This is a genomic window from Streptomyces alboflavus, assembly GCF_000716675.1.
GTDB lineage: Bacteria > Actinomycetota > Actinomycetes > Streptomycetales > Streptomycetaceae > Streptomyces > Streptomyces alboflavus.
This window is the reverse complement of record NZ_JNXT01000025.1, coordinates 74355-99626: the sequence shown is the minus strand read 5'-3', so window position 1 is coordinate 99626 and position 25272 is coordinate 74355. Positions and strand designations below refer to the sequence as shown.

General features: G+C 72.6%; 21 protein-coding genes. 4 read left to right on the top strand and 17 right to left on the bottom strand.

Going from position 1 to position 25272, the window contains the following annotated elements; all coding sequences use genetic code 11:
* Both OO63_RS20640 and OO63_RS20635 read right to left on the bottom strand, forming a co-directional pair.
* Positions 1–1487 (bottom strand): sensor histidine kinase (locus tag OO63_RS20640; RefSeq protein ID WP_248782213.1); only part of this gene is annotated, 1487 nt, incomplete at its 3' end.
* A gap of 322 nt (positions 1488–1809) precedes the next feature.
* On the bottom strand, positions 1810–3006 hold the full coding sequence (locus tag OO63_RS20635; RefSeq protein WP_078619250.1) for an MBL fold metallo-hydrolase: 1197 nt from the start codon (positions 3004–3006) through the stop codon (positions 1810–1812).
* 247 nt (positions 3007–3253) lie between these two features.
* On the opposite strand from OO63_RS20635, the gene OO63_RS20630 reads away from it, so the two are divergent.
* From OO63_RS20630 to OO63_RS20620, 3 genes are all read left to right on the top strand, one after another.
* Complete coding sequence (locus OO63_RS20630) at positions 3254–3832, top strand: carboxymuconolactone decarboxylase family protein (RefSeq protein ID WP_030357050.1); 579 nt, start codon at positions 3254–3256, stop codon at positions 3830–3832.
* A 77-nt stretch (positions 3833–3909) separates the two neighbouring features.
* Positions 3910–5163 (top strand): Glu/Leu/Phe/Val dehydrogenase dimerization domain-containing protein, encoded by a 1254-nt coding sequence (locus tag OO63_RS20625; RefSeq protein WP_033264301.1) that lies wholly within the window; start codon positions 3910–3912, stop codon positions 5161–5163.
* Between the two features lie 73 nt (positions 5164–5236).
* Positions 5237–5848, top strand: coding sequence for a TetR/AcrR family transcriptional regulator (locus OO63_RS20620; RefSeq protein WP_106983292.1), 612 nt, complete (start codon positions 5237–5239; stop codon positions 5846–5848).
* 292 nt (positions 5849–6140) lie between these two features.
* Here OO63_RS20620 and OO63_RS20615 read toward each other — a convergent pair whose 3' ends face one another.
* The 3 genes from OO63_RS20615 to OO63_RS20605 form a co-directional block, all read right to left on the bottom strand.
* Positions 6141–6941, bottom strand: a complete 801-nt coding sequence (locus OO63_RS20615; RefSeq protein ID WP_234311059.1) for an SIMPL domain-containing protein — start codon at positions 6939–6941, stop codon at positions 6141–6143.
* A gap of 141 nt (positions 6942–7082) precedes the next feature.
* Positions 7083–7886: an SGNH/GDSL hydrolase family protein gene (locus tag OO63_RS20610; protein WP_051811021.1), complete on the bottom strand. Its 804-nt coding sequence runs from the start codon at positions 7884–7886 to the stop codon at positions 7083–7085.
* A 78-nt stretch (positions 7887–7964) separates the two neighbouring features.
* A complete protein-coding gene (locus tag OO63_RS20605) occupies positions 7965–10103 on the bottom strand; it encodes an alpha-galactosidase (protein ID WP_031192586.1) in 2139 nt (712 codons plus the stop codon).
* A gap of 266 nt (positions 10104–10369) precedes the next feature.
* On the opposite strand from OO63_RS20605, the gene OO63_RS20600 reads away from it, so the two are divergent.
* A complete protein-coding gene (locus OO63_RS20600; RefSeq protein WP_030357044.1) occupies positions 10370–11167 on the top strand; it encodes a tyrosine-protein phosphatase in 798 nt (265 codons plus the stop codon).
* Positions 11168–11196: 29 nt separating this feature from the next.
* Here the strand turns inward: OO63_RS20600 and OO63_RS20595 are convergent, their stop codons facing one another.
* The 12 genes from OO63_RS20595 to hpnC all read right to left on the bottom strand — a co-directional run bounded on the left by OO63_RS20595 (position 11197) and on the right by hpnC (position 24946).
* Complete coding sequence (locus tag OO63_RS20595; protein WP_033264300.1) at positions 11197–11319, bottom strand: DUF6126 family protein; 123 nt, start codon at positions 11317–11319, stop codon at positions 11197–11199.
* Between the two features lie 28 nt (positions 11320–11347).
* Positions 11348–12019 (bottom strand): helix-turn-helix domain-containing protein, encoded by a 672-nt coding sequence (locus OO63_RS20590; protein WP_030357043.1) that lies wholly within the window; start codon positions 12017–12019, stop codon positions 11348–11350.
* Between the two features lie 76 nt (positions 12020–12095).
* Entirely contained in the window at positions 12096–13481 is a 1386-nt protein-coding gene (locus OO63_RS20585; protein WP_466263208.1) for an aspartate aminotransferase family protein, read from the bottom strand.
* Positions 13482–13486: 5 nt separating this feature from the next.
* Positions 13487–15487: a 1-deoxy-D-xylulose-5-phosphate synthase gene (dxs, locus tag OO63_RS20580; RefSeq protein ID WP_030357041.1), complete on the bottom strand. Its 2001-nt coding sequence runs from the start codon at positions 15485–15487 to the stop codon at positions 13487–13489.
* Between the two features lie 26 nt (positions 15488–15513).
* Positions 15514–16680, bottom strand: a complete 1167-nt coding sequence (gene ispG, locus OO63_RS20575; RefSeq protein WP_030357040.1) for a flavodoxin-dependent (E)-4-hydroxy-3-methylbut-2-enyl-diphosphate synthase — start codon at positions 16678–16680, stop codon at positions 15514–15516.
* 4 nt (positions 16681–16684) lie between these two features.
* The gene (gene hpnH / locus OO63_RS20570) at positions 16685–17707 is read right to left on the bottom strand and encodes an adenosyl-hopene transferase HpnH (protein WP_030357039.1); all 1023 of its coding nucleotides are present in this window, start codon (positions 17705–17707) and stop codon (positions 16685–16687) included.
* 5 nt (positions 17708–17712) lie between these two features.
* Positions 17713–18363 carry a phosphorylase family protein gene (locus tag OO63_RS20565; protein WP_030357038.1) on the bottom strand — a complete coding sequence of 217 codons (651 nt, stop codon included), beginning with the start codon at positions 18361–18363 and terminating at the stop codon, positions 17713–17715.
* Complete coding sequence (gene shc, locus OO63_RS20560; protein WP_030357037.1) at positions 18363–20357, bottom strand: squalene--hopene cyclase; 1995 nt, start codon at positions 20355–20357, stop codon at positions 18363–18365. The genes OO63_RS20565 and shc overlap by 1 nt, the downstream gene beginning before the upstream one ends.
* 105 nt (positions 20358–20462) lie before the next feature.
* Positions 20463–21587: a polyprenyl synthetase family protein gene (locus OO63_RS20555; protein WP_078619249.1), complete on the bottom strand. Its 1125-nt coding sequence runs from the start codon at positions 21585–21587 to the stop codon at positions 20463–20465.
* Positions 21584–22990 (bottom strand): hydroxysqualene dehydroxylase HpnE, encoded by a 1407-nt coding sequence (gene hpnE, locus OO63_RS20550; protein ID WP_030357035.1) that lies wholly within the window; start codon positions 22988–22990, stop codon positions 21584–21586. Before hpnE ends, OO63_RS20555 begins: the two co-directional genes overlap by 4 nt.
* A gap of 109 nt (positions 22991–23099) precedes the next feature.
* Positions 23100–24050 carry a presqualene diphosphate synthase HpnD gene (hpnD, locus tag OO63_RS20545; RefSeq protein WP_030357034.1) on the bottom strand — a complete coding sequence of 317 codons (951 nt, stop codon included), beginning with the start codon at positions 24048–24050 and terminating at the stop codon, positions 23100–23102.
* Complete coding sequence (hpnC, locus tag OO63_RS20540; RefSeq protein ID WP_030357033.1) at positions 24047–24946, bottom strand: squalene synthase HpnC; 900 nt, start codon at positions 24944–24946, stop codon at positions 24047–24049. The genes hpnD and hpnC overlap by 4 nt, the downstream gene beginning before the upstream one ends.
* Positions 24947–25272 lie beyond the last annotated feature (326 nt).

Below are 25272 nucleotides of genomic sequence, written 5' to 3'. Positions count from 1 at the left end.
GGACTTGGGTGTGCGGGGCGGAGAACACGGTGGCGTTCTCGACGAGTTCGGCGAGCAGGTGGATGACGTCGGCGACGGCGTGCCCGCGCCGGGTCCCCGGCGGCGGTCCGGTCCGGTGCGGGGGGCTTGGCGGTGGCGCGGGCCGGGGCCGGGTCGGGGCCCGGGTAGGCGGAGGTGGCCTGCCGGGGCCCCGGCACCAGACCGCTCGCGCCGCCGCCCGCACCCACGGCACCGCTGCCGCCCGTGCCACCCCGGGCGGCCGTCGCCCCGTCGTCCTGCTCGGCGCCGAGGAGGCCCTGCGGGACGATCAGGACGGCCTGCACGCCGCCGTAGATGTTGGTCTGGAGGCGGACGGCGATGCCGTGCCTGCGGGCGAGCGCGGCGACCACGAAGAGCCCGATGCGCCCGTCCTGGAGCAGGCTGGCGACGTTGACCTGGTCGGGGTCGGCGAGGAGTTGGTTCATCCGGACCTGCTCGGCGAGCGGCATGCCGAGGCCGCGGTCCTCGACCTCGACGGCGAGCCCGGCGGTCACGAGGTTGGCGCGCAGCAGGACTTGGGTGTGCGGGGCGGAGAACACGGTGGCGTTCTCGACGAGTTCGGCGAGCAGGTGGATGACGTCGGCGACGGCGTGCCCGCGCAGGGTCCCGTCGATCGGCGGCACCAGCTTCACCCGGGAGTACTGCTCGACCTCGGCGATGGCGGACCGCAGCACCTCCGTCATGGTCACCGGCCTGCTCCACTGACGCCGGGACATGGCGCCGCCGAGCACGGCCAGGTTCTCCGCGTGCCGCCGGATGCGGGTGGCCAGGTGGTCGATGTGGAAGAGGCCCTTGAGGAGTTCGGGGTCCTCGACGGTGTTCTCCAGGTCGTCGAGGAGCGAGATCTCGCGGTGCACGAGGGACTGGAGCCGCCGGGCGAGGTTCACGAAGACCTCGACCTTCTGCTCGCTGCCCGCCTGGCTGGAGAGCTGTGCCGCCTGCACGACGGCGGTGACGGCGCCGTCGTGCGCGCGGGACAGCTCCTCGGCGAGCGGTCCGAACTCGTCCCCCGCGCCCACGGCCCGCGCGGGCGGCTGCCCGGGCGTGGTCGGCGCGTCGCCCCTGCGCAGCTGTTCGACGAGTTCGCGCAGGTCGGCCTGGCCGCGTGCACAGGCGCGGCGGAGCGCGCCGACGCGGTCGCGCACGGACCGCGCGGCCCGTTCGGCGGCCACCGCGGCGATCACGACGCTGGCGAGGCCGAGCAGCGCGGCGGCGCCGAGCACAGCGAGCAGGGGCGGCCGGGGCCGGGCCCCGGCGTCCCGGATCAGGTAGAGCACGGCCGCGCTGCCGCACAGGCCGACCGCGACGGCGGGCAGCACGGCGATGCGCAGGAGCTGGGGCCGTATGCGCGCCTCGGGCAGGGGTGGCGCGGCGCGGCTCCCGGACCTGCCGTGCCGCCCGCTCTCCCGGCGGTCTGCGCGTGCTGCCGGTGCGCGAAGGTGAGACATCTGCGTCCTCGGTACGTGCGGACGAGACACCGCGGCGGTCCGCAGCGGCACCTCGTCGATGGCATCGCGATGCCGGCCGGCAGGCCGTGATGTGATCCCTGCGTCGCCCGACGGCCACACACGGTAGTCGTCACCGCATCAAGTGCGGTGGGCAGTTGACAAACTCCGGTGGCAGGGGTCCCGCTCTGGTATGACGCGTCGCACGGCTGCGCGAAAACGCTCGTACGGGTGCGCGAGGAACGGCACGGATGTCCGCGCGCCGAGGCCCGGGGCACGGTCCGGGGGTGCGGTCCGGGGGCGCGGTCCGGGGGCGCGGTCCGGGTCAGCCGACTTCCGCGACCTCGGGGCCCGCGGCGGTCGGCGTCGCCGGCTTCTTCCGGCCACACGTCCTCGGGGCGCCCGCCGCGGCGCTCTGCGGGGCCCGGGCGACCGCACGCCACCAGGGGGCGTCGGGCATGTCGTCGGACGACGGCTCGAAGGGCTCGCCGGGGATCGGCAGGGCGACGGCGGTGTCCTCGGCGCGGGCGGCGGCGAGGGTGCCGTCGCCGGGCTCCGACCAGGGGTGCGGCGCGAGGTTGAAGGTGCCCCAGTGGATGGGCAGCAGGACGCCGTGGGGCGTGCCGCCCTGGAGGTCGAGGTGGGCGCGGACGCCTTCCTCGGGGCGCATGTGGATGTCGGGCCAGAAGTCCGAGTACGCGCCGATCTGGATCATCGTGGCGTCGAACGGGCCGTGCTGGGCGCCGATCTCCTGGAAGCCCGGGAAGTAGCCGGTGTCACCGCTGTGGAAGACGCGGTGCTCGGGGCCGCGCACGGCCCAGGACGCCCACAGCGTGTGCTGCTGGTTGCGCAGGCCGCGCCCGCAGAAGTGGCGCGCGGGTGTCGCCGTCAGGGTCAGGCCGCCGATGCCCGTGGACTCGTGCCAGTCCAGCTCGCGCAGCCGGTCCGCGGCCACGCCCCAGCGCTCCAGGTGGGCGCCGACGCCGAGCGGCACCGCGAACACCGTGTCCGCGCCGGCGAGCGCCTTGATGCTGGGCAGGTCCAGGTGGTCGTAGTGGTCGTGGGAGATCACGACCGCGTCGACCGGGCCGAGCTCCGCGAGGGGCACCGGCACCGGATGCAGCCGCTTCGGCCCGGCGAAGGCGAACGGCGAGCACCGCTCGCCCCACACGGGGTCGAAGAGCACCCGGCGCCCGTCGATCTCGGCGAGGACGCTGGAGTGCCCCATCCAGGTGAGCCGCAGGCCGCTCGCCGGGGGCCTGGCGAGGTCCGCGAGCGTCGTGGCGTGCACCGGGATCGGGGCGGAGGGGGTGCGGCGGACCCGCTCCTCCTTGCGGAAGTAGATCTTGGCGAACTCCAGGGCGGACCCAGAAGGACGGGTCCTGGCGCCCAGCGGGTTCTGGAACGAGCCGTTCGCGAAGTGCGGCGATCTCTGGATGCGCGCCAGCCGCTCCCCCGCGGGGTCCGCGCCGAAGGCGGCGGGCCGCAGCGAGCGGAGCCGGGGGCTCGAGAACCGGGACACGGCACCTCCAGAAACAGAATTGCTCAGGCTCCCCCCATTATGTGCGCCACCCCTGACAGCGGCCGCCGGGGCCGGTCGGGGCCGGCCCCCACGGCCCGACCGGCCCCGACCGGCCCCGACTGGACCCGACTGGACCCGACGGCCACCGCGGACCCCTTCCGACCCCGATGTCACATCCGGCCGCCCCCGATCCGTCTCCTCTTCGAGACGGCGAAACCACGCCGCGTACGACCCGGAGGTGGCCCCCATGGCCCGCATTTCGCTCACCCCGCCCCGCACACTCTTCTTCCGCGCCATGGAGTGGTACTCGAAGCGCACCTACGGCAAGGTCCTCGACCCGGGCAGGGCGATGGCGCACAACAGCCGCGTCCTCTGGTCCTACCTGCGCTTCGAGCAGTCCGTCGCCAAGTTCCGCAAGCTCGACGGGGACCTGAAGATGCTGGCCGAGATGACGTCGGCGGCGGCGATCGGCTGCGCCTGGTGCATGGACTTCGGCCACTGGGAGGGCAACCGGCGCGGCATGGACCCGCGCAAGCTGCGGGACGTACCGCTGTGGCGCGAGAGCGACGTCTACACGCCGCTGGAGCGGGACGTGATGGCGTACGCGGAGGCGATGACCGCGAACCCGCCGGAGGACGACGACGCACTCTCCGCCCGGCTGCTCGCCGCCCTCGGCGAGGCCGCGTTCGTGGAGCTGACCATGATGGTGGCCGTCGAGAACATGCGCTCGCGGTTCAACTCCGCGATGGGGCTGACCAGTCAGGGCTTCAAGGAGGCCTGCGACCTGCGCGACGCACCCGCGGGGAAGTCCCGCCCCACCGTGTGAGCCGACGCCCCAGGGGGCCATGGTGTACTACTGACCGAGCAGTCAGTAGTCGTCGGCAGACCCGCAGGAGCCGCCCCGTGCCCGCATCCGCAAGCCCACCGCCCCCCGGCTCCCCGCCGTTCCTGTCCCTCACCTGGACCGACCACGTCACCGGCCGGCGCGGCTTCCTGGTGGTCGACCGGCTGGTGCGCGGGGTGTGCAGCGGGGGCCTGCGGATGCGGCCGGGCTGCACCCTGGAGGAGGTCGCCGGGCTCGCGCGCGGGATGACGATGAAGGAGGCCCTGCACTACGACCCCCGGGCCCGCTACATCCCCCTCGGCGGTGCCAAGGGCGGCATCGACTGCGATCCGCGGGACCCGGCGGCGTACGACGTGCTGGTGCGCTACCTGCGGGCGATGCGCCCCTACATCGCGGACTTCTGGACCATGGGCGAGGACCTCGGCCTGACCCAGGACGCCGTCGACCGGGCCGCCGCCGAGGCCGGTCTGACCTCCTGCGTGCAGGCCGTCTACCCGCTCCTCGACGACGAGGCGGCGGCCCGGCGGCGTCTCGCGGACGCGTTCGCCGTGGAGGTCGACGGGGTCGGGCTCGACGCGCTGGTCGGGGGCTGCGGTGTCGCGGAGTCCGTGCTCACCGCGCTCGACGCGGCGGGCACGGCGCCCGACCGCGCGCGCGTGGCCGTGCAGGGACTCGGCACCATGGGCGGCGCCACCGCCCGCTTCCTCGCCCGGGCGGGGCTCACGGTCGTCGCGGTGGCCGACATCAAGGGCACGATCGCCAACCCCGACGGCCTGGACGTGGAGGCGCTCCTGGCCGCCCGCGACGCCCACGGCACCGTCGACCGCGCGGCCCTGCGCCCCGGCGACCGCGAACTCCCCGACGACGCCTGGCTGTCGGCCGACGCGGAGGTCCTCGTACCGGCCGCGGTGTCGTACGCGGTCGACGCCGCCAACCAGGACCGGATCAGGGCCCGCTGGATCGCGGAGGCGGCCAACATGCCGGTGCTCCCGGACGCGGAGCGGCTGCTCACCGCGCGCGGCGTCACGGTCCTGCCGGACGTGGTGGTCAACTCCGCGACCAACGCCTGGTGGTGGTGGACGCTGTTCGGCGACATCGGCACGGCCGCCGCGTCGCGGGCCTCGGGGGCGGCCATGGCCGATGAGGCCTTCGCGCACACCCGGCTCGCCATGCGGGCGCTGGTCGGGCAGGTGCTCGCGCGGGCGCGCCGGGACGGTACGACACCGCGCGCGGCGGCGCACGCCCTGGCCGCGGATCGGCTCCCGGAGATCACGGACCGCTTCGGCTGGTACGCGCCGCGCGCGGCCCCCTGACTCCCGGCCGGGCCGTCCGCCGTGCCCCGCCGCGCATACGCCCTGGGTGACGCGCGTAGGTAGGGTGCACGGCGTGACAAGAGTGCGGTTGAGCGTGGCGGAGCGGCGGGTGGAACTGCTGACCGCCACCGTCGAACAGATCGAGGTACGCGGTGTGGCGGCCGTGCGCATCGCGGACGTCGCCGCCGCGCTCGGGGTGAGCAACGCGCTCGTCCTCTACCACTTCTCGACCAAGGACGAGCTGGTCGCCGCCGCGTTCGCGCATGCCGCCGAGGGTGATCTGGCGCATCTGCACAAGCTTCTGGGCCGCCGTACGTCGGCGGTGCGCAGGTTGCGGGCGGCGGTGCGCTGGTACGCGCCGACGGGGCCCGCCAAGGGGTGGCGGCTGTGGATCGAGGGGTGGGCCTCCGCCCTGCGTGAGCCCGCGCTGCGGTCGGTCACCCGGGATCTGGACCGGCGCTGGAAGGCGGCGCTCGCCGAAGTTCTCGCCGAGGGTGTGGCGGCGGGCGAATTCGCCTGCGCCGACCCCGGCGCCTCGGCCCTCCGCCTGACCGCCTTCCTCGACGGTCTCGCCGTCCAGGTGACGGCCTACCCCGGGTCGGTGTCCCGGGCCCGGGCCCGTGCCTGGGCGGACGAGGCGCTGGCCCGCGAACTGGGCTTGTCCCCGGATGCCTTGAAGAGCTGAGGCGGACGCGTGCCCGCCCTCGCGGGGGCGCCCCAGTCCCACCCCTTCCCGAAACTGGGGCTCCGCCCCAGACCCCGCTCCTCAAACTCCCCCAAGCTCTTAAGGAGCAGGGGGGACCCCCATGAGGGGCTATACATCTCGCCGCTGCGGCAAGGCTTCAGCCCGCCCCGGGGAAGTTTCTAGCCCGTCCGGCGATTGAGGACGAGGCGCGAAGCGCCGATAGCGGGGGTCCGGGGGCGGCAGCCCCCGGTTTCGGGAAGGGGCGGGGTTGGGGAGCCCCCGGCCAGCCCCCTCACTGCAACTCGTACACCGCCACCACCGACACACTGTCCTGAATCTCCCCGGGCGCCACCAGCACCCCCTCCTGCTTGGCGAAGGCCGACGGAGACACCGTCAGAGGCCGAGGATTCCCGGACTCGGCCTCGGTGAGGGAGACGAGCCGCCCGAGCTCCCGCCCGGTGAGGGCGGCGTAGTGCTCGGCCTTGGACCGGGCGTCCTCGTGCGCCGCCTCCCGGGCCTTCGCACGCAACGGCCGCGCGTCGGCCAGATCGAAGGTCACCCCGTTGACCCGCACGGCATCCCCCGCGGCGGCCACCGCCGCCTTGATCACCCGCCCGGTCCGACGCGGCTCACGCACCTTCACGCTGAAGCTCTGTGCGGCCCGGTACCCGGTGAGCTTGGATGTCCCGCCCCCGCCCCCGTCCTCGTACACGGCCGAGAGCTCCAGGCTGTCCGTACGGACGTCGCGCTCGGCGACCTGCTGCCTCCGCAGGGCCCCGAGCAGCGCGTTCGCGGCGGCGTGCTGCGCGGCGAGGGCCTTCTCCGCCGTGGGAGCGGTGACCTCCACGGCCATGCCGACCACGGCGAGGTCGGGGACGGCGCTCGCGGAGCCCGTGCCCGTGACGGTCACGGTGGACGGGGTGGGGGTGGGGTTGGCGACGGCCGGGGCGGGGGCCGACACCGCGAGGGCCGCGGCGGGCGAGGCGAGCGCCGACGACAGGCCGAGCGCGACGACGGCCGTCGTGAGGACGCACAGCGAGGTGCGCGAACGCGGGGAGCGGGCGGGGGCGGGCGGGCGCGGAGCTGCGGACATGGTGGGAGCCCTTCCGGTGTGCCGGTCGTCCGCCCCGAGGGGCGGCTGGCCGTCATCCCAGCACCCGCGCGCCCGCGCCCGGGTCCGCCACTCCCGCCCTGTCACCTCACCGGTCGAGCCCGACCCGCCCGTGGCGGGTACTCAGAGCGGCATCAAGTCCGGGCGCTTCGCCGCCACATGGTCGCCGGAGCTTTCGCCACGCAGCCGTCGCCCGATCCACGGCACCAGGTGCTCGCGCGCCCAGTGGATGTCGTCGCGCCGCTCCTCGAGGGTGCCGCGCGGCGGCAGCGGCGGCCAGGGCTGTTCCGGGTCGGCGGGCACCTCCAGGCCGAGGGCCTGGGCGGCCCGCAGCGCCACCCGGGTGTGCCCCTCGGCCGACAGGTGGAGCCGGTCGTCGTCCCAGGCCCGCCGGTCCTGCACGGACTTCAGGGACCACAGGTCGAGGACCGGGCAGCCGTACCGGTCGGCGACCGCGCGGACATGGCCGTTGTAGGTGGCGATCTTGCCGCGCAGATGCTTGAGGAGCGCCACGCCCCGGGTGTCGAACCCGGTGGTGACGACGACGGTGCCGACGGCGGAGGCGAGGTCGGCGACGGCGCGCTCGAACCGCTCGGCGACCTCGTCGGGGTCGGTGCCGGGCCGGATGATGTCGTTGCCGCCCGCCGCGAACGTGACCAGGTCGGGGGCCAGCTCCTTGGCGCGCGGCACCTGGTCAGCGACGATCTGGTCGAGGAGCTTGCCGCGCACGGCGAGGTTGGCGTACCGGAAGGAGTGCTCGGGGACACGGTCGTCGAGGAGGACGGCGAGCCGGTCGGCCCAGCCGACGAAGGTGCCGTCGGGTCCGGGGTCCCCCACGCCTTCGGTGAAGCTGTCGCCGACCGCTGCGTAGGAGGTGAAGGTGTCCGTGGGTGCGTTTTTGATGAAGTGTGTCGACTCTGCTGTCACGTCGTCACATCTTTCCTGGCGACAAGTGACCTACGCCATCGTAATAAGGGGTTGACGCGGGGTGAGATAAGCCATTGGTCAAGATTGCGCCAACCCGGAATACGCGTCCGCGGCGTCCGTGACATCGGCGAGCCGCCGGAGCCGGAACACGGCGGCGTCCAGATCTCCCCGGAGGCCGGTGCGCAGCCCGTGGTGCAGCAGGACGGCGCCGCGGTGCACCGCCCCGGTGTCCGCGCACGCGTAGGCGGCCGCCGGGTCGAGCCCCCGCAGCCGCACCGGCGGCGTCTCCTGCCCGTACGCCTGCGCCGGGAGCCAGGCCAGGACGACGACGTCGTCCCCGCGGACGTACTGCACCGCGCACGGGCCGCCGTCCGGATCCCGCAGCCGGTACAGGTCGCCGAGCTGCACGACGGGCCTGATCTCCTTGTAGAGCTCGACCCAGTCGCGGGCTTCGGCGCGCTCCGCCGCACTCCACCGGGTCAGGTCGCCGCCGACGCCGAGCACGCCCGCCATGGCGCTGACGAAGCGGAACCTGAGCGAGCTGACGCGCCCGTTGAGCTGGGTGTTGGGGCTGTCGGTGACCCAGGCGGCCATGACGCGCGCGGGATGGATCTGGCTGAATCCGTGCTGGATGGCGAGCCGGTCCAGGGGGTCGGTGTTGTCGGACGTCCAGACCTGGTCGGTGCGGGCGAGGACGCCGAGGTCGACGCGGCCGCCGCCGCCCGAGCAGGACTCGAAGGCGACGGTGGGGTGCGCGGCCCGCAGCCGGTCGAGGAGGTCGTAGAAGCCGTGCACATGGGCGTCCCACAGCCGCTGCGGGTAGGGCTCGCCCGGCCAGCCCGCGTCGGTGAAGCAGCGGTTGAAGTCCCACTTCACGTAGTCGACGGGTGCGCCGGTCAGGAGGGCGTCGAGCTGTTCCCAGAGGTGGTTGCGCACGTCCTCGCGCGCGAGGTTGAGGACGAGCTGGTTGCGGAACTCGGTGCGGGCGCGGCCGGGGTGGTGCTGCACCCAGTCGGGGTGGGCGCGGTAGAGGTCGCTGTCGGCGTTGACCATCTCCGGCTCGACCCAGATCCCGAAGCGCATGCCCAGGGCGTGCACGTGGTCGGCGAGCGGCCCGAGGCCGCCGGGGAAGCGGTCGGGGTTGGGCGTCCAGTCGCCGAGCCCGGCCCGGTCGGACACGCGGGCGCCGAACCACGCGTCGTCGACGACGAACAGCTCGACGCCGAGCTCCGCGGCCCGCTCCGCGAGCGCCCGCTGCTGCTCCTCGGAGATGTCGAAGCCGGTGGCCTCCCAGGAGTTGTAGAGCACCGGCCGCACCTCGTCCGCGTCCGGGATCACGTGTGCCCGCTGGTACGCGTGCCAGGTCCTGCTGGTCCCGCCGAAGCCGCTGTCGCTCCACAGGCCCGCGAACACCGGCGTGGCGATCGCCGTGCCGGGCGGGAGCAGCTCCTGCCCGGAGTCGTCGTGCCCGCTGCCGCCGGTGATCTGCACGGCGCCGTCCGGGAGTCGGTGCACGGAGATCCGCCACGACCCGGACCACGCCAGCGCGCAGCTGTAGACCTCGCCGTGCTCCTCGGTGGCACCGTCCGCGTCGAGTTCCACCCAGGGCAGGTGCTGGTGCCCGGTGTGCCCGCGCCGGCTGCCGATGACCCTTTCCCCGTACGTGAGTTCAGACCGTACGAGCCGGGACTCCGCCGCCCAGCGCCCGTGCAGCTGCGAGAACCGCCAGCGTTCGCGCGGGGGCAGGGTCCAGGTCGCGGAGTCGGCCCGCAGGACCTCCAGGTCCGTCGCACCCGTCGATGCGTTGAGCAGGACGGCGTACCGCTCGACGACGTCACCGCGCATCCGGTACGACAGCGTGACCTGGAGGCCGTGCACGGCGTCGGTGAAGTGCAGCTGGAGTTCGCCGTCGGCGCCCTCGGCCCACCGCAGGAACCGCCACTCAGTTCCGCGCACCCCGCCGCCGCGCACCGAGAGCGCGGGCCGCACGAACCGGGGTCCGCCCTCGACCGGATACTCCTCGCGGCCGTCGAGCCACGACTCGAAGGGGCGCTCCGGGGGCGTCGGCGCCGCCGCGAGGGCCTCGGCGTCGGCCAGGGCGATCCGCGGGCCCCAGTGGAGGTGCAGCAGCTCGTCACGGTCCGTGAGCCGGAGCGCGTAGCTGCTGGTGGGCCCCGAGAGGAGCCACGTACGGTCGTCTGCGCCGATCTCGATCATCGAACCACCAGAGCTCCACAGATACGGGAACAGATCTCAACAGGCACGCGCGCGTACGCACATCTTCGAGCCCCCGCGCCCCCGGGGCAACGCCTGCGCACCTCCCGCGTGCGCCACCCCTGCGCGCCACCGCGCGCACCTCCGGGCACCCCCGCACCAGGACTGATTGCCTCAGGAACCCGTGTCGTATCGTCGAAGGCGCAACCACCTGCGGGCCACGCGCCCGCGCGGTCGCGCGAAGCCGCCCCCGAGTATGAGGAGACCCCGTGACGCAGCAGGTCCCGTCGACCGAGCCCGAGCTGGCCGGCGTGCGCAACTTCCGTGACGTGGGCGGACTGCCGACGCTCGACGGCCGCCGGGTGCGGCACGGCGTGCTCTTCCGCAGCGGTCACCTCGCGCACGCCACGGACGCCGACGCCGCGTTCCTCGGCTCGCTGGGCCTGCACACGATCTTCGACTTCCGCAACGCCGCCGACCAGCGCCTCGAGGGCCCGGACGTGGCGCTGCCGGGCGTGCGCAACGTGAATCTGCCGCTGACCGACCCGGCCGACGGCGCCGAGTTCTGGAAGATGGTCCGCGACGGGGACCTGGACCAGCTGCGCTCGGTCCTGTCCGACGGCAAGGCCGCGGGCCGGATGTCGGCCTCGTACCGGACGATCATCAAGGAGCGCACGGCCGAGCACAGCCGGGTGCTGCACGCGCTCGCCGAGGACAGCGTGCCCGCGCTCATGCACTGCGCGGCGGGCAAGGACCGGGCGGGCCTCTCCATAGCCGTGACGCTGCTCGCGGTCGGCGTGGAGCCCGACGCGATCAGGGCGGACTATCTGGAGTCGAACGCCCCGGCACGCCGCTACAAGGTGTACCGCAGCAGCACCGCGGCGGACGCGATGTCCCCCGAGGTGATGGAGCTGCTGAGCCCCCTGTTCGACGCCCGTGCCGAGTATCTGGACGCGGCCTTCGAGACCATCGCGCTGACGTGGGGCGACACGGACACCTATCTGGAGCGGGGCCTCGGCGTCAGCCCGCAGACGCGGGAGCGGCTGCGCGAGCGGCTCCTCGACTGACCCGGGCGGCCCCTCTGCCGGGGCGCCCCCTACTGGTTCTTGCCGCCGAGCACGAACAGCAGATAGACGAAGAACGCGAACACGTGGCCCACGGCCACATAGATGATCAGCCGGACCCACAGGGCGCGCGGGAACTTCTCCTGCAGGACCATGCGGCGCTCGGGCTGCGGCTGCGGCTGCTCAGATTCCGTCATGTCGGTCTCCCTGGGTGGGGCCGCCGAGGCACAGCGCGGTGGCCGGGCTCTGCAGCAAGGTGTGGACGAAGAGGAGGTCGGCGCCGCCGTGGTCCGCGGCGGCGATCCGGTGCGGGGTCAGCGAGTCGAAGTGCGCGCTGTCGCCCGGGGCGAGGGTGTACGCGGTGTCGCCGAGCCGGAGCCGCAGGCGTCCGGTGAGGACGTACAGCCACTCCTCGCCCGGGTGGACCCGCACGATGTCGCCCTGCGCGCCGTGCGGGACGTGCACCCGCAGCGCCTGCATGCCCCGGCCGGGCGCGCCCGCCTGCCAGTACGTCCAGCCGCCGGCCGCCGTGGGCTCCATGTCGGGGGCGCGGACGACGGAGTGCCGGTCGGCGGGGGTCTCGCCGAGGAGCTCGGAGACCGTCGTACCGTAGGTACGGGCGAGCGCCAGCAGCATCGGCAGGGACGGCTGGCGCTGTCCGGTCTCCAGGCGGGACAGGTGCGCGGGCGAGAGCCCGGCCGCGCGGGCGGCGGCCTCCAGGGTGAGGGCGGCGCGGCGGCGCAGGTCCCGCAGCTGGGGCGCGACGACGGGCAGGGCATCGGCGACGGTGTCGGCCCGGGGGTCGGCGGTGTCGCCGGGCTCCGGGGCGGCCCCCGCGGGCTCGGCAGGGTTCATGCCTCGATTCAGCCAGAGCCTTGCCTCAGGGGCAACTTTCTTGCCCCTGAGGCAAAAGCCCTCGAATGCGGCCCCGCTACCGGTTCGCCACCGCCTGCTTCACCAGCGTCTTGCCGAAGTCCCACATCAGCCCGCCCCCGCTGTGCGCGTCGTCCATGACGGCGGTGAAGGCGTCCACGAACCGGTCGACGTCCTTCTCCCCCACCGTGAGCGGCGGGATCAGCTTGATGACCTCCAGGTGGTCGCCGGAGACCTGGGTGAGGATGCGGTGCTTCTGGAGCAGCGGCACGACCACCATCTGCGCGAACAGGCCCTTGCGCGCGGCCTGGAGCATCGTCCAGCGGCTGCGCAGCTTCAGGGACCTGGGCCTGCCGAACTCGATGCCGATCATGAGTCCGCGCCCGCGCACCTCGCTGAGCAGTTCGTAGCGGTCCACGAGCGCGCCGAGCCGCGACTTCAGCAGCTCGCCGGTCACACGCGCGTTCTCCACCACCTTCTCGTCCCGCATGACGGCGAGGACGGCGAGCCCGGCCGCCATGGCCTGCGCGTTGGCCCCGAAGCTCGCCGAGTGCACCAGGACCCGGTCCATGGACGAGTAGACCTTCTTGAAGATCCAGTCCTTGCCGAGGGTGGCACCGACCGGCACATAGCCGCCGGACAGCGCCTTGGCGACGCACACCAGGTCGGGCTCGACGCCCTCGTCGTGCTCGTAGGCGTAGAACGCGCCGGTCCTGCCGAGGCCGGTCTGCACCTCGTCGGCGATGAGGAGCGCCTTGTGCCGGTGCAGGAGGTCCTGGGCGGCACGCAGATAGCCCGGCGGTGCCTCGTGCACGCCCTTGCCCTGGACGGGCTCGACGATCAGCGCGGCGACGTCGCCCTTGTTCAGCTCCCGGCGCAGGGCGTCCAGATCACCGAGCGGGACCGCCGTGTCGGGCAGGAGCGGCGCGAAGCCGTCCCGGAACCCGTCCTCGCCGTTGACGGACAGAGACCCGGTGGTCAGCCCGTGGAAGGCGTGCGCGCAGTACAGCACCCTCGGCTTCCCGGTCGCGTACCGGGCGAACTTCAGGGCCGTCTCCACCGCCTCGGTGCCGCTGTTGCCGAAGAACACCCGGTCCAGGTGCGGGCTGTGGGTGAGCAGCTGCTCGGCGAGCAGGCCGGGCAGGGGCTGGCAGTCGAAGCGGGTGAGGTCGGCGAGGGAGGCGTCGAGGACGTCGTGCAGCGCCTTGCGCACGACCGGGTGGTGGCGGCCGAGGCCCATGACGCCGAACCCGGCGAGCATGTCCAGGTAGTCGTTGCCGTCGGCGTCCCAGAAGTGGGCGCCCTCCGCGCGTTCGTAGACCTTGTCGAAGCCGATGGTGTGCAGCATGCGCGGCAGTTGGTGGTTCAGGTGCCGCGCGTGCAGTTCGTACCGTTCGCCGCCGCGCTCGGCGAGCAGCCGGCCGAGGTCGAACTCCTTGCTCATGCTGGTCATGCTGGGTTCTCCTCGCCGGCCGCACCGGCTCTCTCGGTGCCGGTGGGTCCGGCCTGCTCCGGCGCGCCGGCGCCGGCGGCGTCCCGGCGCGCGATGGTCGCGCTGATGCTCCCGGCGATCTCGACGGGGGTGAGTCCGAGGTCGGCGAGCACCTCGCCCCGCTTGGCGTGCGCGAGGAACTGGTCGGGGATGCCGAACCGCCGTACGGGTACGTCCACTTCGGCCTCGCCGAGGGCCAGCGCGACCGCGGCGCCGACCCCGGACGCCTTGCTGTTGTCCTCGACGACCGCCACGAGCCGGTGCCGCGCTGCCAGCGGGGGCAGCGCCGGGTCGACCGGCTTGACCCAGCGCGGGTCGACCACGGTGGCGCTGATCCCGCGCTCCCGCAGCAGGTCGGCGGCGCCCAGGCACACCGGTGCCATCACGCCGACGGAGACGAGCAGCACGTCGGCGTCGGAGCCGTCGTCAGCGTGGGAGCCTGCGTCGGCGTCGGAGCCTGCCTCGGCGTCCCGGCTCAGCACGTCCATGGCGCCGACGCGGTCGACCGCCGGGATCGAGGGGCCCACCGACTCCTTGGGGAACCGCAGCAGCGTCGGCGCGTCGTCGACGGTGACGGCCTCGCGCAGCTGGCTGCGGAGCTGGTCGGCGTCGCGCGGCGCGGCGATCCTGAGGCCAGGGACGACCTGGAGGACGGACAGGTCCCACATGCCGTTGTGGGAGGCCCCGTCGGGCCCGGTGACCCCGGCGCGGTCGAGGACGAACGTCACCCCGCAGCGGTGCAGCGCGACGTCCATGAGGAGCTGGTCGAAGGCGCGGTTGAGGAAGGTGGCGTAGACGGCGACGACGGGGTGCAGGCCGCCGGTGGCGAGTCCGGCGGCCGCGACCGCCGCGTGCTGCTCGGCGATGCCGACGTCCCACACCCGGTCGGGATAGGCCTCGGCGAACTTGGTGAGGCCCACCGGGTGCAGCATGGCCGCCGTGATCGCCACGACGTCCTCGCGCTCGGCGCCGATGCGGACGATCTCGTCGCCGAACACCGAGGTCCAGGACGGGCCGTTGGACGGGGCGAGGGGCTCGCAGGTGAGCGGGTCCATCACGCCGACGGTGTGGAAGCGGTCCGCCTCGTCGGCGAGCGCGGGTTCGTAGCCGCGCCCCTTCTCGGTGAGGCAGTGCACGAGCACGGGCCCGTGGAAGCGTTTCGCGCGGCGCAGCGCCGACTCGACGGCCTTGGTGTCGTGCCCGTCGATGGGCCCGACGTACTTCAGGCCGAGGTCCTCGAACATGCCCTGCGGCGCGAAGGCGTCCTTGAAGCCCTTCTTCGCGCCGTGCAGCGACTCGTAGAGGGTGCGGCCGACGACGGGGGTGCGCTGGAGGACGTCCTTGCCCCAGGCGAGGACCTGTTCGTAGCTGTCGGTGGTGCGCAGGGTGGCCAGGTGGTTGGCGAGGCCGCCGATGGTGGGGGCGTACGAGCGTTCGTTGTCGTTGACGACGATGATCAGGGGCTGGTCCTTGGCGGCGGCGATGTTGTTCAGCGCCTCCCACGCCATGCCGCCGGTGAGCGCCCCGTCTCCGATGACGGCGACGACGTGCCCGCGTTCGCCGAGCACGTCACGGGCCTTGGCGAGGCCGTCGGCCCAGCCCAGTGCGGTCGAGGCGTGGCTGTTCTCGACGATGTCGTGGTCGGACTCCTCGCGCGAGGGGTAGCCGGACAGACCGCCCTTGCCGCGCAGCTTGGAGAAGTCCTGACGCCCAGTCAGCAGCTTGTGTACGTAGCTCTGGTGGCCGGTGTCCCACACGATGCGGTCCACGGGCGACTCGAAGACCCGGTGCAGGGCCATGGTGAGCTCCACCACCCCCAGGTTGGGCCCGAGATGACCACCGGTCCTGGCGACCGCGTGCACCAGGAACTCCCGTATCTCCTCGGCCAGTTCCGCGAGTTCGGCCTCGGTCAGCGCCTTCAGGTCGCGCGGCCCCCGGATCGTCTCCAGAATGGTCATGCTCGGGCCCCCTTACTGGTTCGTTCTCAGCTCACTGTGACGTCGGGCACCCCGGACGGGACGCCTGCGGCCTCCATCTGTTCGGCGATCTTCATCGCCTCCTCGATGAGGGTCTCCACGATCTTCGACTCGGGCACGGTCTTGATGACCTCGCCCTTGACGAAGATCTGCCCCTTGCCGTTGCCGGAGGCGACACCGAGGTCGGCCTCACGCGCCTCACCAGGGCCGTTCACCACACACCCCATGACCGCGACCCTGAGCGGCACCTCCATGCCGTCGAGCCCCGCCGTCACCTCGTCCGCCAGCTTGTAGACGTCGACCTGGGCCCGCCCGCACGAGGGGCAGGACACGATCTCCAGGCGGCGCTGGCGCAGGTTCAGCGACTCCAGGATCTGGATGCCGACCTTGACCTCCTCGGCCGGAGGGGCGGAGAGGGAGACGCGGATCGTGTCGCCGATGCCCTCGCTGAGGAGCGCGCCGAAGGCGACGGCCGACTTGATCGTGCCCTGGAAGGCGGGGCCCGCCTCCGTCACCCCCAAGTGCAGCGGATAGTCGCAGGCGGCGGCCAGCTGCCGGTAGGCGTTGACCATCACCACCGGGTCGTTGTGCTTCACCGAGATCTTGATGTCCCGGAACCCGTGCTCCTCGAACAGCGACGCCTCCCACAGCGCCGACTCGACCAGGGCCTCCGGCGTCGCCCTGCCGTACTTCCTCAGGAGGCGGGCGTCCAGCGATCCGGCGTTGACGCCGATCCGGATCGGGGTGCCCGCGTCGTTCGCCGCCCGCGCGATGTCACGCACCCGGTCGTCGAACTGCTTGATGTTGCCGGGGTTCACCCGCACCGCGGCGCACCCGGCGTCGATCGCCGCGAACACGTACTTCGGCTGGAAGTGGATGTCGGCGATCACCGGGATCTGCGACTTCCGCGCGATCGTCGCGAGCGCGTCCGCGTCGTCCTGGGTCGGACACGCCACCCGCACGATCTGGCACCCCGACGCCGTCAGCTCCGCGATCTGCTGCAGCGTCGCCCCGATGTCCGACGTCCGCGTCGTCGTCATCGACTGCACCGACACCGGCGCGCCACCCCCCACGGCCACCGGTCCGACCTCGATGCGCCGCGAGACGCGGCGCTCGGCGAGGGGCCGGACCGGCAGCTCCGGGAGGCCCAACGCGACGGGCGCTCCAGGGGTCATGACGTCACCCGCGGTTTCCGTTGACGGTCTCGCGCATGGCCCGCAGGGACTCCTTGAGGGAGCCCATGGTGGCGAGCACGGCCGTCGGTTCGTAGCCGCAGTGCGCCATGCAGTTCGCGCACCGCTCGTCCTTGCCGCGGCCGTACTTGGACCAGTCCGTCTTCTCGATCAGCTCCCGGTACGTGGGGACGTACCCGTCGCTCATCAGATAGCAGGGGCGCTGCCAGCCGAAGAGCGAGTAGTTGGGGATCGCCCACGCCGTGCACTGGAAGTCGACCTTGCCCTCGAGGAAGTCGAGGAACAGCGGCGAGTGGTTCAGCCGCCAGCGGCGCCGGTTGCCGCCCGCGAAGGCCTTCTTGAACAGCTCGCGGGTCTGCTCGACGCCGAGGAAGTGCTCCTGGTCGGGCGCCTTCTCGTAGGCGTAGGCGGGCGACAGCATCATCTCGTCGACCTGCAGCTCGTCATTGAGGAAGTTGAGCACCTCGATGATCGTCTGCGGGGTGTCGGTGTTGAAGAAGGTCGAGTTGGTGGTGACCCGGAAGCCGCGCCGCTTGGCCTCCTTCATGGCCTCGACCGCCTCGTCGAACACCCCCTCCTTCGCCACCGACTCGTCGTGGCGCTCGCGCATCCCGTCGATGTGCACGGCGAACGCGAAGTACGGCGAGGGCGTGAACTTGTCCATCTTCTTGCGCAGCAGCATGGCATTGGTGCAAAGGAAGACGTACTTCTTCTTGGCCACCAACTGCCGCACGATCTCGTCGATCTGAGGGTGCATCAGCGGTTCGCCGCCCGCGATGGACACCATCGGCGCACCGGACTCAAGAACGGCGCCCACGGCCTGGGCCACCGGCATGCGCTGCTTGAGCACCCCGGCCGGGTGCTGGATCTTCCCGCAGCCCTCGCACTTCAGATTGCACGCGAACAGCGGCTCCAACTCGACAATCAGCGGGAACTTGTCCCGCTTGCGCAGCTTCTGTTCCATCAGGTACGTAGCGACCTTGATCGACTGACGCAGCGGCATGACCATCTGGCTCACCTCCGGGGGAGCAGCGAAGAACGGTGCCATTCGAAGAAAGCGGGAAGCACGGCACGGAGAACGCGGAAGGCCGATATTCCACCGCGCACCGTGCCGATTCGTACGAGTTCGTGCTGTGGGGCGTCCACGACCACCCGGACGGCGGCAACGGGGCGGGGCCCCGCCGTCACCGCGGTGCGCAGCGTGACGGCGGACTCCATGTCCACCGCGATGGCGCCGGTGGCGAGCAGATCGCCGCGCTCGTGGCCGCGGACGACGTGGTCGGAACCCGTCAGCGGACCGGTGTGCACGGTGCGGCGGGGCAGCGCCCGCACCAGCTCCTCGACCAGGAGCGCGGTGCCCACGCAGGGCGTGGCGCCGCCGTCGTGGCGGGTCTCGTCGGCGACGACGAGATCGCCGGGGTGCATGCCGGGGGCGAGTCCGGCGCAGAAGCCGGTGGCCACGACGGCCGCCTCGTCCAGAGGCGGGGTGCCGAGCGCCTTGGCCACGGCGCGCTCGGCGGCCCGCGGGCCCATGCCCGTCCTGAGGACGGTCATGGGCCCGCTCGCGCCGCCCTTGTCGCCGGTGCGCAGGGCGAGGTGCTCGATGCCGAGCGCACAGGCGACGAGGAGCGGTGCGGAGCCCGGCCGCGCCGGGGATGCGGTCATCAGCCCCCCTTGCCGGAGCCGCCGACGGCGGGCTCCCCGTTCACGTACCGGCCGAGCGCGGTCAGCGGGAAGACCTGCCGGTAGAGGTGGTAGTTGATCGAGAAGTCCCAGGGGAAGCCGGTACCGGTGAAGTACGGCTCGTCCCAGGAGCCGTCCTCGGTCTGCGCCTGCGTCAGCCAGTCGACGCCGCGCTCCACGGACTTGGCGTCCCGCTCCCCCGCCGCGAGCAGCGCGAGCAGCGCCCAGGCGGTCTGGGACGCGGTGGACGCGCCGCGTCCGATCCACGCCTCGTCGCGGTACGAGCGCAGGTCCTCGCCCCAGCCGCCGTCGTCGTTCTGGACCGACTCCAGCCAGGCGACCGCGCGCCGGATCGCCGGGTGCGAGGCGGGCAGCCCGGCGGCGACGAGCGCGGGCAGCACCGACCCGGTGCCGTAGACGTAGTTGACGCCCCAGCGCCCGAACCAGGCGCCGTTCGCCTCCTGTTCGGAGAGCAGCCACTCCACGCCCCGCCGGGTGCGCGGGTCGTGGGACCTGCCCTCCCAGGCGAGCATCTCCACGACGTGCGCGGTGACGTCGGCGGAGGGCGGGTCGATGACCTCGCCGAAGTCGCAGAACGGCAGGCGGTTGGGGAAGGGGCTGGTGTTGTCGACGTCGAAGGCGGCCCAGGCGCCGTTCTTCGACTGCATGCCGAGGTTCCAGCGCACACCGCGCTCGATGGCGTTCTCCAGGCGCGGCTTGTCCGGGTGCGCGACCCGGCGCAGTGCGAGGACGACCTCGGCGGTGTCGTCGATGTCGGGGTAGTTGTCGTTGTGGAATTCGAAGGCCCAGCCGCCGGGGGTCAGGCCCGGCCTGCGCACCGACCAGTCGCCGGGGCGCACGATCTGCTCGCCCAGCATCCAGTCCGCGGCCTTGACCAGCTGCGGGTGGTCGGCGGGCACCCCGGCGTCGGCGAGGGCGATGGCCGCGAGGCAGGTGTCCCACACCGGCGACTGGCAGGCCTCGATCATCCGCGCGCCGTCCTTACGCCACACGGCGAACCGGTCCAGGGATTCGAGGCCCGCCTTGAGGACCGGGTGGTCGAGGTCGTAGCCCATCAGATGCAGCGCGATCACGGAGTACACGGCGGGCGGCTGGATGCCGCCCCAGCAGCCGTCGTTCTCCTGCCGCTCGATGATCCAGCGTGCGGCGCTGTTCATCGCGGCCTTGCGCACACCGCGCGGCGCGACCTTGTGATAGAGGTGCAGCGCCTTGTCCATGCGCTGGAAGATGCCGTCCCAACTCGCCACCGGGGCAAGGGGTTTGGCGGGATTAGGGGTGCTGGGGTCGGTGTGCAGCTCATCCAGCGGGAAGGGCGCGGGACGCACCGGGCGCTTGGCCGAGACAATGGTGAGCGGCACGATGGTCTGCCGCGCCCAGCAGCCGAAGTCATAGATATTGAGCGGGAACCACTTGGGAAAATAAAGGAGTTCGGGCGGCAGCTCGGGCAGATCGTCCCACTTCCACCAGCCGAAGAGGGCGAGCCAGATGCGGGTGAAGACCCGGGCCGACGCGATGCCGCCCTGCTCCCGGATCCAGGCGGACGCCCTGGCCATGTGCGGCGCGTCGGGGGCGTCCCCCGCAAGGCGCAGCGCCACATACGCCTCGATGGTGGCGGAGAGTTCGCCGGGGCCGCCGTAGAAGGTGGCCCAGGTGCCGTCGCCCTGCTGCTCGCCGCGGATGAAGAGGGCGGCGGCTCTGGTGGTCGACTCGTCCTGGATGCCCAGGAACTGACGGAGCAACAGGTCCTCGGCGTCCATGGTCACATTCGTTTCCAGGTCGCCCTTCCACCACCCCTGGGCGTCCTGGCGGGACAACAGGAATTGTGTGGACCGTTCTATGGCGCGGGCCGCGGCACCCAGTGCGCCGGGCGCCGCGGGAGTGGTGTCGGTCGTTCCGGTGGCCGAGGCCGCTCGGGGCGTTGCCGCTCCGGTGCTTCCGTCGGTCGTCGCTGTCATGGCTTCCCCTTCTACGCAGTGCTTCATCTCTGCTGGGTCCGCCGTCGGCCGGGGCCCTGGAGGGACACAGGCCGGCGACTGCGATTCAGTTGGGGCCGATAGTGATCATCTCTTTCGTACGACGACGAAGTCGGCGAGCGCGGTGAGCTGCGCCCGCACCTGGTCCGGCATCTGGACCGCGTCCAGGGCCTCGATGGCGACGGTGTGCTGCCGTCGCGCCTCCTCGGCGGTCCACTCGCGGCCGCCCGCCTGCTCGATCAGGGCGGCGCGCGCGGCGAACTCCTCCTCGGAGAAGCTGTCGAAGTCGTTGCTCTTGGCGTCGGCGGCGAGCAGCTCGCCGAGCCGTTCGGAGGCCGGGCCGCCCGCGGCGAGCGCGGCGACCACGGGCAGGGACTTCTTGCGCTGGCGCAGGTCGCTCCAGGTCTGCTTGCCGGTGGCCTCCGGGTCGCCCCAGATGCCGAGCAGGTCGTCGACGGCCTGGAAGGCGAGGCCCAGGTGGTAGCCGTACTTCTCCAGGATGTCGGCGGTGGCGTCGTCGGCACCGCCGAGGACCGCGCCGATGGAGACCGCGCAGGCGAGCAGCGCGCCCGTCTTGTTGCCCTCCATCTCCAGGCACTCCTCGACGGTGACCCGCTCGCGGTGCTCGTAGGAGATGTCCTGTGCCTGGCCGTCGATGAGGGCGCGGGTCGCGGTGGTCAGGCGGCGCGTGGCGCGGCCGGCCTCGACGGTGCCGAGTTCGAGCAGGACCTCGTTGGCGAGGGCGAACAGCGCGTCGCCGACGAGGATCGCCTGCGCGGGGCCGTGCACCTTCCACACTGTGTCGCGATGGCGGCGCTGCTCGTCGCCGTCCATCAGGTCGTCGTGCAGGAGCGAGAAGTTGTGGACCAGCTCGACGGCGACCGCGCCGGGCACGCCGGTCTCCGGGCTCGCGCCCGCGGCCTCCGCGGAGAGCAGGGCGAGCGCCGGGCGCACGGCCTTGCCGCCGTCGCCGACGGACGGGTTGCCGGCCGCGTCGATCCAGCCGAAGTGGTAGGCGGCGACGGTGTCCATGGGCGGCGCGAGGCGGTCCACCGCGGACCGCAGGACCGGGGTGGCCAGCGTCCGGCCGCGTTCCAGCAGCGCGGTCACGTCCACAGCGGCCGGTTCGGCCGAGGGCACAGTCGGCACATTCTCTCCTCTGGTTCCGGTGCGGGGTTCGTGGGGCGGTGGCCCCAGCAGGTCGAGCTTCACGCCGCCTCCTCGAAGAGATGTCCATGAGGGCGGTCGAGTGCGGTCAGGGCCGCCCGGGCTGCGGTGATTCCGCTGCGTACAGCGCCTTCCATCGTCGCGGGCCAGCCGGTCGCGGTCCACGCGCCCGCCAGGTAGAGCCCGGACGCGTTGGTGTGCGCGCCCGGTCGCAGGCGGCCGACGCCCGGGGTGGGCGCGAAGGTCGCGGTGCGCTCCCGGGTCACGAAGAAGTCGAGGACCCGTGCGCCGTGCGCGGCGGGCAGGAGGCGCTCGAGCTCCGGCAGATAGCGCTCTCTGAGCGCCGCCACGGGTGCGTCGATCTCGTCCTGGGCCGCGGACTGCGAGAGGGCCAGGTACTGCCCCTCGGCCAGGCCCGAGGCGTCGGTCCTGTCGAAGACCCACTGCACGGGGGTGCCGAGCGCGGCGAAGAAGGGCCTCTTCAGGACCTTGCGGTCGTACACGACGTGGATGTTCAGGATCGGCGCGGTGTCGATGCCGAGCAGCCGGTCGGGCTCGTCGAGGGCGCCGTCCGGGAGCAGGTCGTGGGTCTCGGCCTGGGGCACGGCGAGTACCACCGTGTCCGCCGGGAGCGACTCGCCGGGAACCTCGACGCGCCAACCGCCGTTGTCACTACGGGAGATGGAGGTGACACGTGCCCTCAGTTCGGTACGCACGCCCGCCGAGTCGAGCGCCTTGCGGGCCAGACCGTCATGGATGTCACCGAGGGGCACCCGCGCCCAGCCGATGTCGGCGGCGCCCGGGTCGGAGAGCAGACCGGTCTTGAACACCATCGCGGCGAGCCCGAGCGAGGCGTCGCCCGCGACGGCGTTGAGGGTGGCGACCCCGACGAGGTCCCACAGGGCCTCGATGGCGCGCTTCGACTGTCCGCGGGCGGCCAGCCAGCTGCCGAAGTCCTGACTGTCGAGCGCCGGGTCGGCCGGGTCGAGCCCCTTGAGGGCGAGCGCCGCGCGGCCGACGGCGGCGCGCTCGGCGAGCGACAGATGCGGGTAGGTGGCGAGGCTCGCGGCCAGGTGCAGGGGCACGGGCAGCGCGGTGCGGCGCAGCCGTCCGAGGCGGTGCCGGTCGGCGTCGAGCACGGGTACGTCGAGGCGGTCCTGCAGCGGCGCCAGGTGCGCGCCCTCGACGCGGTCGAGGAACCAGCGGTAGGCGGTGCAGCAGCGCAGGTAGACGTGCTGGCCGTTGTCGACGGTCAGCTCGCCGCGCTGGAAGGAGAAGGCGAGTCCGCCCAGGCGCGGGCGGCCCTCCAGGAGGGTGACGTCGAGGCCGGCGTCGGCCAGGGCGAGGGCTGAGGTGATACCGGCCAGGCCGCCGCCCACGACGACGGCGGACGCCCGTTTCCCGGCTCCGTCGGCGTCCGCTGCGGGCTGCCTGTCGTCCTGCCTCATGCGTCCTCCCTTTCGGCAGTTGCAGTCTGGGACGCCATGGTCATGCGGAGGGTTGCCCGCCGTTTGGAGCGACGCGCGGGACCTGCGCCGGAGCCGTCGTGCCTGCGCATCATGTACGCCTCCTGACGGCTCCCCGGGAGACGCTGCGCGCGTCGAGCCCGGACAGACCGCGCACGGCGACATACGCCTTCTCGCGTCCCGGCAGCGAAACGCGGCCCCGAAGGACCGCTTCCGGCTCCCGCTCGATGCGATCGAGCAAGCGGCGGTAGATGCCCGCCATCGCCGCCACACAGGCGCCGCTGCGCCGGTCCAGCATGGGAAGGAGGCGGTAGCCCTCGGCGAACAGGGCCCGGGCGCGGCGGACTTCGAAGTGCACCAGGCCCGCGAAGTCCGACCCGGCGGGCGGCTCGCTGCCGGCGAACCCGGCGGAGCAGCCGAACTTGGCGAGGTCGTCGGCCGGGAGGTAGGTGCGCCCTTCGAGCGCGTCCTCGCGAACGTCCCTGAGGATGTTGGTGAGTTGGAGCGCGAGGCCGAGCGTGTCGGCGTACTCCGGCGCGCGCTCCGCGTGCAGCGCCCCCGGCTCGGTGCCGAACACCCCGAGGGAGAGCCGCCCGATCGCCCCGGCCACACAGCGGCAGTAGACCTTCAGGTCGTCCCAGGTCTCGTAGGTCTCGCCGCGCACGTCCATCAGGACGCCGTCGATCAGCTCGTCGAGCCCGCCGAGCGGGATCGGGAAGTGCCGGGCCGCGTGGCTGAGCGCCACGGCCACGGGGTCGGTGTCGTCCTCCGCCACCTCGCCGTCGCGGACGCGGGTGAGCAGGACCCGGGTGTCGTGGAGCCGCGCCCCCTTCACGTCCGGCTCCAGGGCGCCGTCGCCGATGTCGTCCACGCGCCGCGAGAACGCGTAGAGAGCGGACATCGCCCGCCGCTGCGGCGTCGGCAGCAACCTGATGCCGTACGCGAAATTGCGTGCCTGCTGCCCGGTCACGGTCTCGCAATAGCTGTATGCGGCGAGTACCGGCGCGGACACGCGAGGTTCTGACTCCACGGTCCGGCTCACCCCTCTCCTCGCAGAACCGCGCCCACCTCGCGCACCAGGCGCGGCTTCGTGGGCTTCGGCGGCCTTGGAAGTACGTCGTATCCGGCGGCGGCGATCGCCGCGACCGCCGCCCTCCCCCCTGCCACGAACCCTGCAAGCAGCAGCTTCAGCCTGCCGTGGACGCTACCCACCAGGGGGGTGCCTTCATTCAGGAGGCAGCGGGCGCGTTCCGCTTCATATGCAACCAGTGCGCGCACCGACGCGCCTGCCGTAGGGACAGCCAGATCCCGCTCCTGGACATGAAACCGCACCATGTCCTCGGCGGGGAGATAGACACGGTCGCGGCCCAGGTCCTCGCGCACGTCCTGGAGGTGCTCCACGATCTGCAGTGCCGTGCACACGGAGTCCGAGAGGCGCACGCGCTCGGGTGTGGCGGTGTCGGTGATGGCGAGGACCAGGCGGCCGACGGGGTTGGCGGACAGCTCGCAGTAGGCCACGAGGTCGTCGTAGGTCTCGTACCGCTTGACGAGCTGGTCCTGGCGGTTGGCCGCGATCAGGGCGAGAAAGGGCTCGGGGGTCAGGCCGCGGCGGCGCACGGTGGGCACCAGGGCCCGCAGCAGCGGGTGGCCGGGCTCCTGACCTGCGAAGACCTTCTTCAGGTCGGCTTCGAAGGCGTCGAGGAGCTCGAGTGGGTCGCCGGCGGCTCCGGGGTCCGCGCCGAGGTAGCGGGCGTGGGCCGCGCCGCGGTCGAGGTCGGCGTCGCCGATGTCGTCGACCAGGCGGGCGTAGCCGTACACGGCCATGAGGTCCTCGCGCCAGGCGCGCGGGAGGAAGAACGGGGCCACGGGGAAGTTCTCGTCCGCGGCTTTGTCGAGGACGGCGGACGCATCGCGGAGCCGGAGATCGTCCGTAGCCATTGCCGTCACATCTCCCGTTCTACACTGCCGACCCAAAACATCCTATTTCGGACACGCCGCCCCGCCTCCCGTGCGGCTGACCGTGCCCCCGCCACGGTGCCGCGCGATATCGCCCCACTTGCCGCGAATCAGCACCGGTACAGCTTACGTTGTACAACGCACACCGAGTCGTCGGGGTGTTCGGCACATCACAACAACGCACCGATTGGCTCCAATCTTCCCTGAACTCCGGTGACTTGAGGGGCTCCTGGGGTCCGGACACGGGTCAGGGCCCCGCCCGGACGTCCCGGCGGGGCCCTGACCCGTTCGGCCGCCACATCCGTGCG

Bases quoted from the DNA above. Each gene is read 5' to 3' on its own strand.
- hpnE (WP_030357035.1), bottom strand. From the start codon at position 22,990: ATGAGGCAGGACGACAGGCAGCCCGCAGCGGACGCCGACGGAGCCGGG.
- OO63_RS20585 (WP_466263208.1), bottom strand. From the start codon at position 13,481: ATGAGCAAGGAGTTCGACCTCGGCCGGCTGCTCGCCGAGCGCGGCGGC.
- OO63_RS20605 (WP_031192586.1), bottom strand. From the start codon at position 10,103: ATGATCGAGATCGGCGCAGACGACCGTACGTGGCTCCTCTCGGGGCCC.
- ispG (WP_030357040.1), bottom strand. From the start codon at position 16,680: ATGACCCCTGGAGCGCCCGTCGCGTTGGGCCTCCCGGAGCTGCCGGTC.
- OO63_RS20590 (WP_030357043.1), bottom strand. From the start codon at position 12,019: ATGAACCCTGCCGAGCCCGCGGGGGCCGCCCCGGAGCCCGGCGACACC.
- OO63_RS20615 (WP_234311059.1), bottom strand. From the start codon at position 6,941: ATGTCCGCAGCTCCGCGCCCGCCCGCCCCCGCCCGCTCCCCGCGTTCG.
- shc (WP_030357037.1), bottom strand. From the start codon at position 20,357: ATGACAGCGACGACCGACGGAAGCACCGGAGCGGCAACGCCCCGAGCG.
- hpnC (WP_030357033.1), bottom strand. From the start codon at position 24,946: ATGGCTACGGACGATCTCCGGCTCCGCGATGCGTCCGCCGTCCTCGAC.
- OO63_RS20630 (WP_030357050.1), top strand. From the start codon at position 3,254: ATGGCCCGCATTTCGCTCACCCCGCCCCGCACACTCTTCTTCCGCGCC.
- OO63_RS20565 (WP_030357038.1), bottom strand. From the start codon at position 18,363: ATGACCGCATCCCCGGCGCGGCCGGGCTCCGCACCGCTCCTCGTCGCC.
- hpnH (WP_030357039.1), bottom strand. From the start codon at position 17,707: ATGGTCATGCCGCTGCGTCAGTCGATCAAGGTCGCTACGTACCTGATG.
- dxs (WP_030357041.1), bottom strand. From the start codon at position 15,487: ATGACCATTCTGGAGACGATCCGGGGGCCGCGCGACCTGAAGGCGCTG.
- OO63_RS20595 (WP_033264300.1), bottom strand. From the start codon at position 11,319: ATGGTCCTGCAGGAGAAGTTCCCGCGCGCCCTGTGGGTCCGGCTGATC.